This window comes from Paenibacillus provencensis (assembly GCF_042678545.1).
In the GTDB taxonomy this organism is placed as follows: domain Bacteria; phylum Bacillota; class Bacilli; order Paenibacillales; family Paenibacillaceae; genus Paenibacillus; species Paenibacillus provencensis.
In genome coordinates, this window is sequence record NZ_JBHTKX010000002.1 from 190,673 (window position 1) to 203,538 (window position 12,866).

A 12,866-nucleotide genomic window follows, 5' to 3' on the forward strand; every position below is an offset into this window, starting at 1 on the left:
GGAGTAAGATGGTGTTGTAAGGGAGAACAAACAACCCAATAACATGAAATGGAGCTGATGAGTGATGAAGAAGCAAGTCGTATTGAGCGGGGTGTTGGCTGTAGGTTTGATCGCTGGAGGAACGGCAATTTTCGCCGCAAGTAATAGTGAAGCAGCAACTACAACGGGAAACAGTGAAGTATCCTCTGCTTCCTTTAACCCGGAAACGATGATTAACTTCGGTCAGGCGAAGAAAGCGGCGCTTAAAGCCGCGGGGAACAAAGGTCATATCGATGATATCGATTTGGAGAGATACAATAACAAAGCCTTCTATGATGTAGAGATCGAGCAAGGCGACAAAGATGTCACTGTTCATATTGATGCTTATACTGGAAAGACACTCGATGTATTCACGCATGATGATGATCGTTATGATGATGACCGCTATGACGATGATGATGATCGTTACGAGTCTGAAGCCATCGCTTCGGTGAAGCTGTCTGCAGCAGATGCGGAGAAGATTGCGATTAAGCAGTTGAGTAACAGCAAGGTGGTACAGATTGAGCTGGACGAGGATGACAATCGGCTTCAATATGAAGTAGAGGTCGTTAACTCCAAGTATGAAGCAGAGGTTGAGATTGACGCGAACACCGGCAAGGTGCTGTCCATAGACAAAGATGATCGTGACGACGATTAATCGTTAACAATAGCATTCTAATTGATGACATTAAGTTAATCACACACACCCAAATAGCCATAGATGCATGATTAGAAGGCCCTCATGAGAGAGGGTCTTTTTTTGATGTCATGAGAGGTATAAGTGTGACCGCACTAATTTACATAATATGCTAGTAAGATTCTTTTGCTTAAGGATCACTATAACTATAAATATTCCAATGCTTGTCCTGGTTTAAAAGGATCGATATCTGACAGATGAGAGGGTGCGCACTTACATGATTAAAATAGGATACACATTGCTGCTAATCATCCTCATAACATGCTTGGCAACAGGGTGTCAGTACCAAAGCTCGCAATTCGAGGATCAAGATCTGCTGCACGTGAAGTCTGCGAACAGAGATCATTCCAAGAAAGTCATGTTCTTGCTGGTCGATTCGTTAATGGCAGAAGCCATTGATCAGGGAATCCGGCAGGGTGAGCTGCCCAGCTTCAAATACTTAATCGATCACGGTCAATATTACAGAGATATGGTTACCTCCTTCCCTACGATGTCTGTGTCTATCGACAGCTCTTTGCTGACCGGTTCATATCCTGATGAACACCAAGTTCCAGGGCTCGTATGGTATTCTGCACAGGAGAAGAAATTGATCAATTATGGATCCGGTCCTATGGAGATCTGGAAGCATGGCATTAATAGAACGCTGTCCGATGCTATCGTGAATTTAAACGGTAACCATCTGAGTCCGAAACGGTCTACAATCTACGAAGATTTGGCACGAAAAAATCTAAAATCCGGTTCAATAAACGGGTTGATCTATCGCGGTCTGTCAGATCATACGCTTCAGCTTCCCGCCTGGGTGTATGGTCCGTCATCATTACCGCAGAAAATCCATGTCAAGGGTCCAGATTTGCTGGCTCTGGGCTCAATGGCTAATCCATTAGAGAACGCGTCTGAGGATGCGTCCACGCATAATCTGCCTGATGGTCTTCCCGATCGGATGGGCCTCACGAACAAATACTCGGTAGAAGCAGTAAAATATTTGGTGAAGCAAAATAAACTGCCTGATTTCTTATTTGCCTATCTACCGGACCTGGATCAAAAAATGCATAAGAGCGGCCCGCCTGGACTGGAGGGAGTCAAAGAAGTGGACAGGCAGCTTGAGGAAATGCTGCAGGCTTTTGGATCGAGAGAGACAGCAGTGGATAAGACGGTTTTTATTATTGCTGGAGACAGCGGGATGACGAGGCTGCTACCCGAGGATCAGAACGCTGTGATTGATCTTCCTGATCTGTTCACAGATTATAAGGTATTGCGTGCAGGTGAGGAAGTCACAGAAGAGACAGATATCATTCTCGCTGTGAATGAAACAATGGCTTATGTGTATCCGAACAATACGGCGAAGCCCTATGAAGAATGGGCTCGTGTGATGACAGCAGACCCCCGTATCGATTTTGTATCCTGGAAGGAGGGTGGATGGATCCATGTACTTCAAGGGGAGACGAACAAACGGCTGATGTACCGAGTTGGCGGGGGCCTTGTCGATCCCTACCAGCAGAATTGGACGATTGAAGAGGCGCCGGAGGTGCTGGATCTGAATATAGATCAAGGGAGTGGATCGCTGAAATATGGTGACTATCCTGATGTGCTGCGGCGATTATCTAGTGCGCTTCACTCCCATCAAGGAGATTTCCTAGTTGTCACAGCAAAGCCGGGATATGAGTTAGCGGATCGCAGCTCGCCGACACATCATGGTGGGGGCGGACATGGGTCCATTCGTAAGGACGAGTCTCTTGTCCCTCTGATTATTTGTGGAACGGATCAGCAGCCGCCCAAAGATTTAAGAATCATTGATTTAAAGCTGTATCTGCAGAAGCTGCTCAAGGACTGATTCAAGCGAATTTCGCTTCGGCAATTGTATCCGCTGCTGAAGCAGTTGTAATGCCATTCTTACGAGCATACTCGTACAGATGCTTAAGGGTACCTGGTATCTTCTCAACCGCTGCTGTGGCTCCTCGGGCCCCGGTTCCGGCAAGCTCTGCGCCAGTACTGAGAATTCCACCTGCATTGATGGCATAATCAGGGGCATACAGAATATTTCGCTGTTCCAGCATGTCACACAGCTGTTCATCAGCTAATTGGTTGTTGGCTGCACCGGCAACAATCCCGCAGGACAATTGGGGAATGCTCAGATGAGTGAGCGTTCCGCCCATAGCGCAGGGAGCATAGACCTCACAGCTGTGCAGATGAATATTCTCGGATGAGACGGGTAATGCATTAAATTTTTGCACAGCTTGGCTTATTTTTCCCGGATCAATATCAGATACAATCAGCTGAGCTCCAGCCTGATGAAGACGTCTTGCCAAGGCATATCCGACTTTGCCAAGCCCTTGGAGCGCGATTCGAACTCCTTTCATATCGGTCAGCCCATATTTGCAGGTTAACGAAGTCTGTATGCCAAGAAATACACCATAGGCAGTCATTTCGGCAGTGAAATTTCCGGTTGCTCCCAGTGTTCCGCTCTGATCGGTCACATGCCTGGTTTCACGGTTAATCTGGTCCATATCCTGTGGAGTCGTTCCGAGATCGACCCCGGTAATATATTCTCCATGCAGCCTCTCTATGAATCGACCGAGTGCAGCAAATGCCGCATCCCGCTTCATACCGACATGCTTCAACACCACGGCCTTGCCCCCGCCGTATGGCAGGCCAGATATAGCTGCCTTATAGGTCATGCCTTTAGCAAGCTTCATGGCATCTTCAATGGCTTCCTGTTCCGAAGCATATGACCATAAGCGGCAGCCCCCCAAGGCAGGTCCCAGCTTGGTACTGTGCAAGGCGATAACGGCTTTGAGACCGCTCTTCTGATCCTGACAAAATATGAGCTCTTCCATCCCGTGGTCCTGCATTGCCCTCCAGACATCCATGTCTGATGCGCCTCCTCCATTATTCTATATCCATATATTTGTCTAATATATTCGAATCGTCTCTTGAAAGCGCATGGACAGATGTACTGATTATTGGTGCATCGCAAGAAATGGCTTGTTTCAGTATAATAATACAGGTGTAATACAATTGGATATGCTGTATTTAGGAACATTCGGATGAGGCGCCAGATAAGAAGAGCGTTTGGTGCTAACAGCTTGGCAGATAGGAGTGTGATGACATGGGCACAACGTTGCTTTTTATTTTTGCGATCCAGATTGTATATGTATCAGCTTACACGCTGCGAATGATTCTGACGCTGAAGGGCCAGAAGTATATCGCGGCACTGATCAGTATGATGGAAATCGTCATTTACGTGCTTGGCTTAAATCTGGTGCTTAGTTATTTGGATCAGGCTGCCGCCTTGATCGTATATGCGCTCGGTTATGGTTTAGGTATCCTGATTGGAGCTTGGATTGAGGAGAAGATCGCGCTCGGTTATGTGACGGTCAAAGTGATCTGTGATCAGGCAAGAGGAACGATAGTAACCACACTTAGAGAAAAAGGCTACGGTGTTACCTCATGGCTCGGCAATGGCCGAGATGGTGACCGGCTTGTAATGGAAATACTGGCAAAGCGCAAAAATCAGAAGAGGCTGTATCAGTCCATTCTGGAGCTCGATCCCAAAGCATTTATTATAACGGTGGAGCCTAAGCAGTTCCATGGCGGCTTCTGGACAAGATCCATTAAGAGATAGCGGAGAATAGCTTCATCCCAAAAAAGATTCGATAGAAATGAGATAATGATTGTAAGTTCTTAATGATCTAGTAGTCCAAATAATCTAAAAGAGCCTGGCGAGCACCCTAGCGGCGTGAGCGGGCTCTTTTTCTATTGCAGAGCATGTGAAGAAATGATTATTGTCTTGCCGAGTGAGTGCATTGTTCAGCTCACAGCTGTTCTGCTGATTATTGCTGTAATCTATTCCATTGATTAAATTGAGAGCAATTCGAAACAGAGGAGGCGATGAATGATGAAAAGAAAGCACAAACCCTGGAGTACACTGTTTGCAGCGGTGATTAGTCTCGCGCTTGTCATAACGGTTGTCCCTCTACAGCAGACGGTTGCCGCAGGAAATGCAGATTATAACCTGACAGGATTCTCGGCCGGTAATGCGGGAGGAGGCATTGTCAGCGAGACCGACACAGCGAAGTATCGGAAAGTTTATAATGCCACAGAACTGGCGGCCGCATTAAAGAAAGGCTCTGGCGTAAAAGTAGTAGAAATCATGAACGATCTTGATTTGGGCTGGAACGAGCTCCCTGCCGCTGCCCAGAAGTCGCCTTTTGCCGAGCATAATGATGCCCTAACACACCCGGTTCTGAAGCAGACAGGTGTCAGCAAGCTGACCATTGACGGCTTTAACGGGCTTACGATCTTCTCTGCAAATGGAGCCGCCATCAAGCATGCAGCCATCAGCGTGAAGCGCAGCCAGAACGTGATTATTCGGAACCTTGAGTTTGATGAGCTGTGGGAGTGGGATGAGTCCTCCAAGGGAGATTACGACAAGAATGACTGGGATTACATTACCCTGGAGGAGACCAGTAAAGTGTGGATTGACCACTGCACGTTTCATAAAGCCTATGACGGGCTGGTCGATGCAAAAAAAGGAACGAATGGTGTGACGATCTCGTGGTCTGTATTCAAGGGAGATGACAGAAGTGCAAACAGCTGGGTTACACAGCAGATCAATGAACTGGAAGCAAACCGTTCATCCTATCCGATGTACAACTATTTGCGAAGCACCGCCGTAGGTCTGAGCAAGGACGATATTATTGCGATTGCTGCCTCTCAGAAAAAAGGTCATCTCGTCGGCTCCACCTCTTTTGATTCAGGAAACCCGAGTCTGTCCATTACAGTACACCATAACTACTACAAGGATGTTCAGGACCGTCTGCCGCGCCTGCGGGGCGGAAATGCGCACGCCTACAACATCGTTATGGACAGCGGGGAAGCGAGGCTTGCCAAGCAGCGAATTACACCGGCGATGGCTTCCGCTATTTCATCCAAAGGCTATAAGTTTGATGTAACGAGCAATGGAGCCATCTCAACAGAGGGAGGCGCCGTATTGGTTGAGAAATCAAGCATTATCGGCATCCAGTATCCGATGCGCAACAACCAGACGGACCCATCCGACGCTTCATACACCGGTAAAATTCGAGCTGTGGACACGATGTATTCGCTAGACGGCTCCTCGTTCCGGGGCAGCAGCGATACGGCAGGTAGTCCGCTCGCACCTGTACCTGCGGTAATCATCCCGTTCAGCTGGAGCGGTATGAGCTCGCTGCCTTACAGCTATACGATGGATGATCCTTCGACGCTCCAATCAAGACTCACGGGAGCGGCAGGAGCGGGAGCAGGCATACTGAGCTGGAGCAAGGATAACTGGCTGAAGACAGCGTACTAAATGTAGTGTCACTCCATATTTGTTGAGATCATACAGCCCAGTGAGCACCGCTAATCAGAGCTCGCTGGGCTTTTTTTGTTAAGTTATACATGGATCCTTCTCCATAACTCATTTAAATGATGACATATATTTCACACTCCGTTAACAGTCTCCTTTAAAAATCATCGTAATATGTAATTTAAGACCTAGATGTTGATAAGGAGGTTATATACAAAGATGATTGAGCAACTGGAATCCATAACAGGCATGGTCGTGGCAGGACATCGGGGTTATAAATCGGCTTACCCGGAGAATACGCTGCTATCCTTCAAGCGCGCTATCGAAGTGGGTTGTCACATGCTGGAGTTTGATCTGCGCATGTCGAAGGACCGTGAGGTCGTCGTTATTCACGATGCAACAGTGGACCGCACGACGAATGGCAGCGGTGAAGTGAGGGAGAAGACGCTCGCGGAGCTGAAGGAGCTGGATGCCGGAGGCTGGTTCGCTCCGGAGTTCGAAGGACTTAGAATTCCTGCATTTCAAGAGCTGTGCCAGCTGCTTGCCGGATATCCGGACATGTTGCTGAACGTGGAGATCAAATCCAGCGCGGATGCGAAGGACACAGCCGATGCTGCAATAGAGCTGCTGCATGAGCATGGTCTGTACGAGAGGTGTGTCTTTACCTGCTTTGATGCTGATATTATCGCTTACCTGTATGATCAATACGGAGCCAAGACCCAAGGATTTAAGGGTGAGGTTATGCGTAATTTTGTTCCAGGAGAGGACGGTACTTACTCCAAAATGTGGGCTCTAGCGATGGAGCTGGCGATCCTGAATCGGGAAGATGTACAAGCATTCCGGAATATGGGGCTGCAGGTGTGGAGCTACTGTCCAGACACGAGTGACAGTGTACTGTATGCAGTCGGCTGCGGAACGCAGATGATGACCTGCAACGACCCACTTCCTGCTTTGCGCATTAAACAGCGGCTGGAAGGCACAGCTTAAAAATATGCCAAATGCTGTGGTATGCCGAAGCCTGAACTGGGGAATAATGAAGAGGCGGGGAATGTCAGAGGCATGCCACAGGCATGCCACAGCTTACTTTTTTAAGCCAGCATCATACGTCAAATATAAGAACAAACAATTTAGTTTGGTAAATAAAGTAATTTTTTCTTAATTTCTATTGCATTGTTGATTTAAATATGATAAGGTATATGAAACGGTGTAATTCACATTTTGGAAAGAGCTTCATTTCGAAATGGCACTTTTTCCAATATGTGAATTTTTTTAAATGAAAATAACCATATTAATATAGTGTAAAGGAGAATGACCCTAATGCAAACAGGTACAGTTAAATGGTTTAACGCAGAGAAAGGCTTCGGTTTCATCGAAGTTGAAGGCGGAAGCGACGTTTTCGTACATTTCAGCGCAATCACTGGCGACGGTTTCAAAACCCTCGACGAAGGACAACGCGTTGAATTCAACGTGGTAGAAGGAAACCGCGGACCACAAGCAGAGAACGTAGTAAAAGTATACTAAGCCGACCTGCTAAACTGCCTTTAACTGACAAGTTGAAGGCAGTTCTTGTTTTCACTCCAAAATAGCGAATGCGGGATAGACGGAATAGAGCCGTTTATTTGCGTAGATAGGAGGGGAAGTATTCATGTACAGACGTCAAGTAACAGAGGAAATCCCCGAGGAAAACACAAAAGTGTGGTCATGTACCAATGATGACTGCAAAGGCTGGATGAGGGACGACTTTACGTTCGAGAGCGAACCAAGCTGCAGTCTATGTTCCTCGCCAATGGAGCGGCAGATGAGAATGTTGCCTATACTCTCCAACGCAACCAGTGATCTGAAAGCAATGAAAAAAGGTTAGTTTTTTGTATGTTGATACAAATGGAATACAAGAAATAGCATAGCTCTGTAAGTGTACCGCGATAAGGTAAGGTTACTCCTTCCCCTATGGCGGTTTTTTCTATATTATATTTATCCATATGACGATAAGGGGAGAAGGTTATTGGATAAGGTTGGACTCGTGATGCGCAAAATTCAGTTTACCGAAGCACAGGGACCCCGGGTGTTTGCAGACAGGCTGCAGAGCATCGGACGGGAGCTGGGTGTCGAGATCGTGTTTATATCGCCGGAGCGGCATGTCAGCGGATATGACTGGGTTCCAGGCTATGAGCACGAGAAGGGAGATCTGGTTAATTACGATATCGTGCTGGATCAGATCTATTCTCAACATATTGAGCATGTCATTTATACCGTATCCGGATTTACTTTTCTGAAAATGTTTCTGGAGAACAGCGTGCTTTTCCCGCACAGCTTCCCCGATCCTGCTCTGACCGGCTATGAGATGATGAAGCCATTCTATTCGATTGTGGACAAGGCGATCGTGCAGACGGAATTTCTGAAGCGGGAAATGAGCTCGAATTTCGGTGTTCGGGACATTACCGTCATTCCGATTGGATTCGATGAAGAGCTGGCGAGGAAGCATTATGATCCGTCTGCCGTCGTTGATAACCGGGTCATGTGGATTGGCCGGGATGAGGCCAATCGCAGGCCGGATCTCGTGCTGGAGTATGCGAGACAGAATCCGGACAAGGAGGTCTTCATGGTGTTCGGTGGAGGCCGGTATGAGGAGAGCATGAAGAAGTATGATATTCCGGATAACATCAAGCTTCGCTTTGCTCTGACCCAAGATGAGGTGTTCGAGCTGATGAATTCCTCCAAGGTATACTGGAGCTCTTCTCGCTTTGATACGTTTGCGATGCCGCTGACAGAAGCGCTGGCGATGGGCAAAATGGTAGTGAAGCCCGAGCATCCCTGCTACGGACATATCAATTCTACCCATGCCTTCAGCGGAAATGATCGCAACTTCTTCGAGCTGGTGAACATGGCTTGCGCCTCTCCGCGTAGAACGTCTGAGGAAAATCGCGATTATGCCTTCAGTGCATTTTCCAGAACGGTGATGAAGGAAGGTTATCACAGGTTCTTTGAAGCATGGCTTAAGTAGTTGGCTTGGTAAAAAACAGCTATAGACATTTTTTCCGCACGAGCCTGGTGTGGTAACAATCCTTTTTATGGTATAGTAACAGTAACTTTGATGAGAGGAGGTGAGGTAGGTGAATTTCGAATGGGTAAACAACCGCTTGAGCCAGCTGCCAATGGTGCTGTCTGGCATCTTTTTCAGAGGTTTCGTAATACGGGAGAAGTCTGTCCAATTGTCCCATATCGTTACCCATTCGAGAAGATGCCTGCCATAACCTCTAGGAACGGATCAGTAGTTGTTTCCGAAGAAGGGTCACGGGGCTTGTTCCCGCGGCTCTTTTTTTTTGCGGCTAAGGTCAGGGTCTTCTACACCATAGGAGGATCCATAGAAATGATTATAATGAACGGTCAAAACATACAAAAATATCACGGTGCCAATCGGGTACTGGCAGACGTAACTATTGAAGTGCATGAAGGCGAGAAGGTAGGCCTTATCGGTGCGAACGGAAGTGGCAAATCAACGCTGCTGTCACTCATTGCAAGATTAGAGAAGCCGGATGACGGTATGCTTACGGTGAAAAAGGAAGCCCGCGTCGGGTACTTACCGCAGATTCCCGTTGCATTTGAGAAGCTGACGGTTTACGAGGTGCTGTCGCATGGCTTCAGCAGACTGGCTGACTGCCGGCAGAAGATGTCCCGGATGGAGCAGCGAATGAGTGATCCGGCTGCAGCAGCTGATCCAGACTCACTTGAACGGCTGCTGCATAAATACGCTGTGCTTCAGGAGGAGTATGAACGAGGTGGAGGCTACGAGATCGATGCAAGCATTGATCAGGTGGCGACAGGGCTCGGCATTATGAAATTTATGTATACTCGGCCATTCGACACACTATCCGGCGGGGAGAAGACCCGGATTGTGCTCGCATCTCAGCTGATTATGAAGCCGGAGCTGCTGTTACTCGATGAACCGACCAACCATCTGGATCTGAAGGGGATGGAGTGGCTGGAGCAATTTTTGCGGCAATATTCAGGGGCGTGCATTATTGTATCGCATGATCGCTTCTTCCTCGATCGGGTTGTGACCAAAATTGTTGAGATAGAAGATGGTGAAGCGAGCACATTCCTGAGCAGTTATACAGGCTATGTCCGTATGAAGGAGGAGCGTGTACTGCAGCAGTTTGCCGAATATCAGGAGCAGCAGAAGCAGGTCAAGAAGATGAAAGAAACGATTCGTCAGCTCGAGGAATGGGGACGGATTGGCGGGAATGAGAAGTTCTTCAAACGTGCAGCCTCCATCCGTAAAGCGCTGGCTCGAATCGAACAGGTGAAGAGGCCGGTGCTGAATCCCAAGCATGCTTCCTTTGATCTGGGGACGAGAGATCGTTCCGGACAGGTCGTGTTACTATTTGAAGCGCTGTGTAAACAATTCGCGGATAAACGGATTCTTCAGGATGTGGAGGGAATGATTGAATTTCGGGACAAAATTGCCCTGCTCGGCACCAATGGCTCTGGCAAATCGACCTTCTTCAAGCTGCTGCTCGGTGACGAACAGGCAGATGAGGGATATATTGAATGGGGCAGCGGAGTTACGATCGGCTATCTTGCTCAGCAGGAAGAGAGGAAGGCGCCCAAGAAGACGGTGCTTGAATTTTTTCGGGAAGAGGCAGGTATGGAGGAAGGCGCCGCAAGAGGAATCCTTGCGAAGTATATGTTTTATGGACCTGATGTGTTTCGGGAGATCGGCAAGCTGTCAGGCGGAGAGTGGTCGAGGCTCAGGCTCGCCGTCCTCGTGAATAATAAGCCTAATGTTCTGCTGCTCGATGAGCCGACCAATCATCTGGACATTTCTTCAAGGGAAGCGCTTGAGGAAGCGCTCGAGGATTACCAAGGGACCGTGCTGGCTATCTCTCATGATCGTTATTTTATCAATCGGCTAGCGGGGAAGGTATGGGAGCTGCATGAAGGGGCTCTCAAGGTGTATCTTGGCAACTATGATTACTATGCAGAGAAGAAAAAAGAAAAAGAAGATGGTGCATCATTTGTAACTTAAGCTGAGCCATTCAGGTTACAGCACAAAAATACACCTTCAAAGCAGGCTTCCGGCAAAGCAGCTTCAAATGCTGACTTTGCCGGATCGCTCTTGTATAGAAGGTGTTTGTTCGCTGTTTTTTCAGAAATCTAGCTTACCGACATTACTGTGCTGCTGGAGCATCAAGAACTTCTTGTGGAATTTCAATTCCATCCAGTTCATTATACTCGGAGAAGGAGCCGTCCATTGCCATAACGATGGTTACATTTTGGCCTTCCATTTCCATGCTCATCTCCATGTTGTAGGTCATATCGGCAGGATAATAAGTCTCCTTGTTTACACTGTAGGATAGATCAATGCTCTTAATATCCATCTGCTCCATCATGGCTGCCATTTGCGGATCAGCCGCACCCTGCTGTGCAATCATTTCTTGAGCCAAGTCCTTAACGCCATCGCCAGATAGATTTGCTTTTAACCAATACACATCTCCCTCTTCCGTCACCTCGATCTCGCTTGCGATGGAATTCAGCTGATCATACTGTTCGGCAGCACTACCTTGGGCCTTAAATTGCTCGACTAATGGGCCAATGGACTCCTGAGGGAGCTTCATCCATGAACCATCCACTTGTGAGTAGATCGCGTCCTCCGTTATGTATTGCATAATCTCTTGATCGCCGCCTAGTTCTGGCATAGAGGTGGTTATTTCTTGATAAACCGCTATTGGCGAGAGAACCATGTCCTGCTTCATGTTCATTTCTACATCTTGAGACTGCTCTTGACCTTCGACAGCCATCGTAATATTTTGAGTGATATTTGTATCCATAGAGTAGCTCTGAATACTGCTGCTGGACTCAGACACTTGCTTCAGAAGCTCTTCAGCTGTTGGGATTTCACCTGACGCTTCTTCTACGGGCGGTTCTGTTGATTCCTCGATGTTATCTACACCTGTTGTCGCTCCTGTGTCTGCTTCATCCGTAGGTGTGACTTCCTGATTCTCTGTGCCGCAGGCAGCCAGCATAAGGACGAGGATCATCCCGATGATTGAACATTTCCATTTCTTCAAAATATGAGACCTCCCAGAAAGTTGGTCTCCATATTTAACCATAAAAAAGGTATGTGAATCAGTCAATATAACAATATCCGAGTCGAATGACTCGGATATTGGGTGAAACACATAACCTATTAAATTTACATGAAGAAAGGCAGCTCTTTAACGCCTGCAATTCGCGCATACGTTAGTAATTGACCCTTATGGTGAATCTCGTGATCCAGCGCATTACTTAAGAATACATGAGCTTGCGCAGTCTTACCGAAGAACGAAATTTCTGCTTCCAGCTGCTCGTCTGTAATGGACCCAAGAAGCTCCTTCGTCGCTTCCGTGTACTCATGCACAAGACGTTGTACGTCTTCGAGCGTACTCCATTCATCTTTGTTCTGAGAAGGAGTGAATTCTCCTTTGATAACCATATTCGCGAATATCTGCGTAGAACTGGCGATGTGCAGGGCAAGAGTTCCGTAGCTCATTCCACCTTCCCATGGGGTAAAGTGAACAAGATTGGCTTGATCCAGAGTGACCAGCTTATGTAGGACCTCACGATGGGTCAACCAACGCCGTGTATAGCTATCCATATTTAACATACAAAAACCTCCAATTTATAAAAAAAATGATTTATGTGATTCTATTTCATAGTTCATCAAAAAGGTGAGTCAAATCTATTATAGATATTAGCGATTTAAACTTCTAATTGCAAACTTACCTGATTGAAGTCATTTGTGTGTGGGAGATGCTATGAAGCATACGTTATTTTTAGCTTGCAGGC

13 protein-coding genes are annotated in these 12,866 nt (G+C 47.3%); 10 read left to right on the forward strand and 3 right to left on the reverse strand.

All coding sequences use genetic code 11. From position 1 onward, the window contains the following. Window positions 1–64 precede the first annotated feature (64 nt). Window positions 65–676, forward strand: a complete 612-nt coding sequence (locus tag ACFQ3J_RS17055; protein ID WP_251583022.1) for a PepSY domain-containing protein — start codon at window positions 65–67, stop codon at window positions 674–676. 256 nt (window positions 677–932) lie between these two features. Next, window positions 933–2,546 carry an alkaline phosphatase family protein gene (locus ACFQ3J_RS17060; protein ID WP_251583020.1) on the forward strand — a complete coding sequence of 538 codons (1,614 nt, stop codon included), beginning with the start codon at window positions 933–935 and terminating at the stop codon, window positions 2,544–2,546. Between the two features lies 1 nt (window position 2,547). Here ACFQ3J_RS17060 and ACFQ3J_RS17065 read toward each other — a convergent pair whose 3' ends face one another. Then, window positions 2,548–3,582, reverse strand: a complete 1,035-nt coding sequence (locus ACFQ3J_RS17065; protein WP_251583018.1) for a Leu/Phe/Val dehydrogenase — start codon at window positions 3,580–3,582, stop codon at window positions 2,548–2,550. Between the two features lie 239 nt (window positions 3,583–3,821). Between ACFQ3J_RS17065 and ACFQ3J_RS17070 the strand changes: the two genes are divergently transcribed. The 8 genes from ACFQ3J_RS17070 to abc-f all read left to right on the forward strand — a co-directional run bounded on the left by ACFQ3J_RS17070 (window position 3,822) and on the right by abc-f (window position 11,067). Beyond that, window positions 3,822–4,337, forward strand: a complete 516-nt coding sequence (locus ACFQ3J_RS17070) for a DUF2179 domain-containing protein (protein WP_091160098.1) — start codon at window positions 3,822–3,824, stop codon at window positions 4,335–4,337. Window positions 4,338–4,610: 273 nt separating this feature from the next. Beyond that, the gene (locus ACFQ3J_RS17075; protein ID WP_251583185.1) at window positions 4,611–6,044 is read left to right on the forward strand and encodes a pectate lyase family protein; all 1,434 of its coding nucleotides are present in this window, start codon (window positions 4,611–4,613) and stop codon (window positions 6,042–6,044) included. Between the two features lie 216 nt (window positions 6,045–6,260). Further along, window positions 6,261–7,028, forward strand: coding sequence for a glycerophosphodiester phosphodiesterase family protein (locus ACFQ3J_RS17080; protein ID WP_251583016.1), 768 nt, complete (start codon window positions 6,261–6,263; stop codon window positions 7,026–7,028). Between the two features lie 330 nt (window positions 7,029–7,358). Then, the gene (locus tag ACFQ3J_RS17085; protein WP_091160101.1) at window positions 7,359–7,562 is read left to right on the forward strand and encodes a cold-shock protein; all 204 of its coding nucleotides are present in this window, start codon (window positions 7,359–7,361) and stop codon (window positions 7,560–7,562) included. Window positions 7,563–7,686: 124 nt separating this feature from the next. Continuing rightward, on the forward strand, window positions 7,687–7,902 hold the full coding sequence (locus ACFQ3J_RS17090) for a cold-shock protein (RefSeq protein ID WP_091160102.1): 216 nt from the start codon (window positions 7,687–7,689) through the stop codon (window positions 7,900–7,902). A 141-nt stretch (window positions 7,903–8,043) separates the two neighbouring features. Beyond that, entirely contained in the window at window positions 8,044–9,042 is a 999-nt protein-coding gene (locus ACFQ3J_RS17095) for a glycosyltransferase (RefSeq protein ID WP_251583015.1), read from the forward strand. Window positions 9,043–9,151: 109 nt separating this feature from the next. Then, window positions 9,152–9,292, forward strand: coding sequence for a hypothetical protein (locus tag ACFQ3J_RS17100; RefSeq protein ID WP_251583013.1), 141 nt, complete (start codon window positions 9,152–9,154; stop codon window positions 9,290–9,292). Between the two features lie 116 nt (window positions 9,293–9,408). After that, on the forward strand, window positions 9,409–11,067 hold the full coding sequence (gene abc-f / locus ACFQ3J_RS17105; RefSeq protein WP_379293489.1) for a ribosomal protection-like ABC-F family protein: 1,659 nt from the start codon (window positions 9,409–9,411) through the stop codon (window positions 11,065–11,067). A gap of 142 nt (window positions 11,068–11,209) precedes the next feature. Here the strand turns inward: abc-f and ACFQ3J_RS17110 are convergent, their stop codons facing one another. Together ACFQ3J_RS17110 and ACFQ3J_RS17115 are read right to left on the reverse strand one after the other, a co-directional pair. Beyond that, window positions 11,210–12,109, reverse strand: coding sequence for a DUF6612 family protein (locus tag ACFQ3J_RS17110; RefSeq protein WP_251583011.1), 900 nt, complete (start codon window positions 12,107–12,109; stop codon window positions 11,210–11,212). 125 nt (window positions 12,110–12,234) lie between these two features. Further along, on the reverse strand, window positions 12,235–12,684 hold the full coding sequence (locus ACFQ3J_RS17115) for a DinB family protein (protein WP_251583009.1): 450 nt from the start codon (window positions 12,682–12,684) through the stop codon (window positions 12,235–12,237). Between the last annotated feature and the right edge of the window lie 182 nt (window positions 12,685–12,866).

Bases quoted from the DNA above. Each gene is read 5' to 3' on its own strand.
- ACFQ3J_RS17055 (WP_251583022.1), top strand. From the start codon at position 65: ATGAAGAAGCAAGTCGTATTGAGCGGGGTGTTGGCTGTAGGTTTGATC.
- ACFQ3J_RS17060 (WP_251583020.1), top strand. From the start codon at position 933: ATGATTAAAATAGGATACACATTGCTGCTAATCATCCTCATAACATGC.
- ACFQ3J_RS17065 (WP_251583018.1), bottom strand. From the start codon at position 3,582: ATGGATGTCTGGAGGGCAATGCAGGACCACGGGATGGAAGAGCTCATA.
- ACFQ3J_RS17070 (WP_091160098.1), top strand. From the start codon at position 3,822: ATGGGCACAACGTTGCTTTTTATTTTTGCGATCCAGATTGTATATGTA.
- ACFQ3J_RS17075 (WP_251583185.1), top strand. From the start codon at position 4,611: ATGAAAAGAAAGCACAAACCCTGGAGTACACTGTTTGCAGCGGTGATT.
- ACFQ3J_RS17080 (WP_251583016.1), top strand. From the start codon at position 6,261: ATGATTGAGCAACTGGAATCCATAACAGGCATGGTCGTGGCAGGACAT.
- ACFQ3J_RS17085 (WP_091160101.1), top strand. From the start codon at position 7,359: ATGCAAACAGGTACAGTTAAATGGTTTAACGCAGAGAAAGGCTTCGGT.
- ACFQ3J_RS17090 (WP_091160102.1), top strand. From the start codon at position 7,687: ATGTACAGACGTCAAGTAACAGAGGAAATCCCCGAGGAAAACACAAAA.
- abc-f (WP_379293489.1), top strand. From the start codon at position 9,409: ATGATTATAATGAACGGTCAAAACATACAAAAATATCACGGTGCCAAT.
- ACFQ3J_RS17115 (WP_251583009.1), bottom strand. From the start codon at position 12,684: ATGTTAAATATGGATAGCTATACACGGCGTTGGTTGACCCATCGTGAG.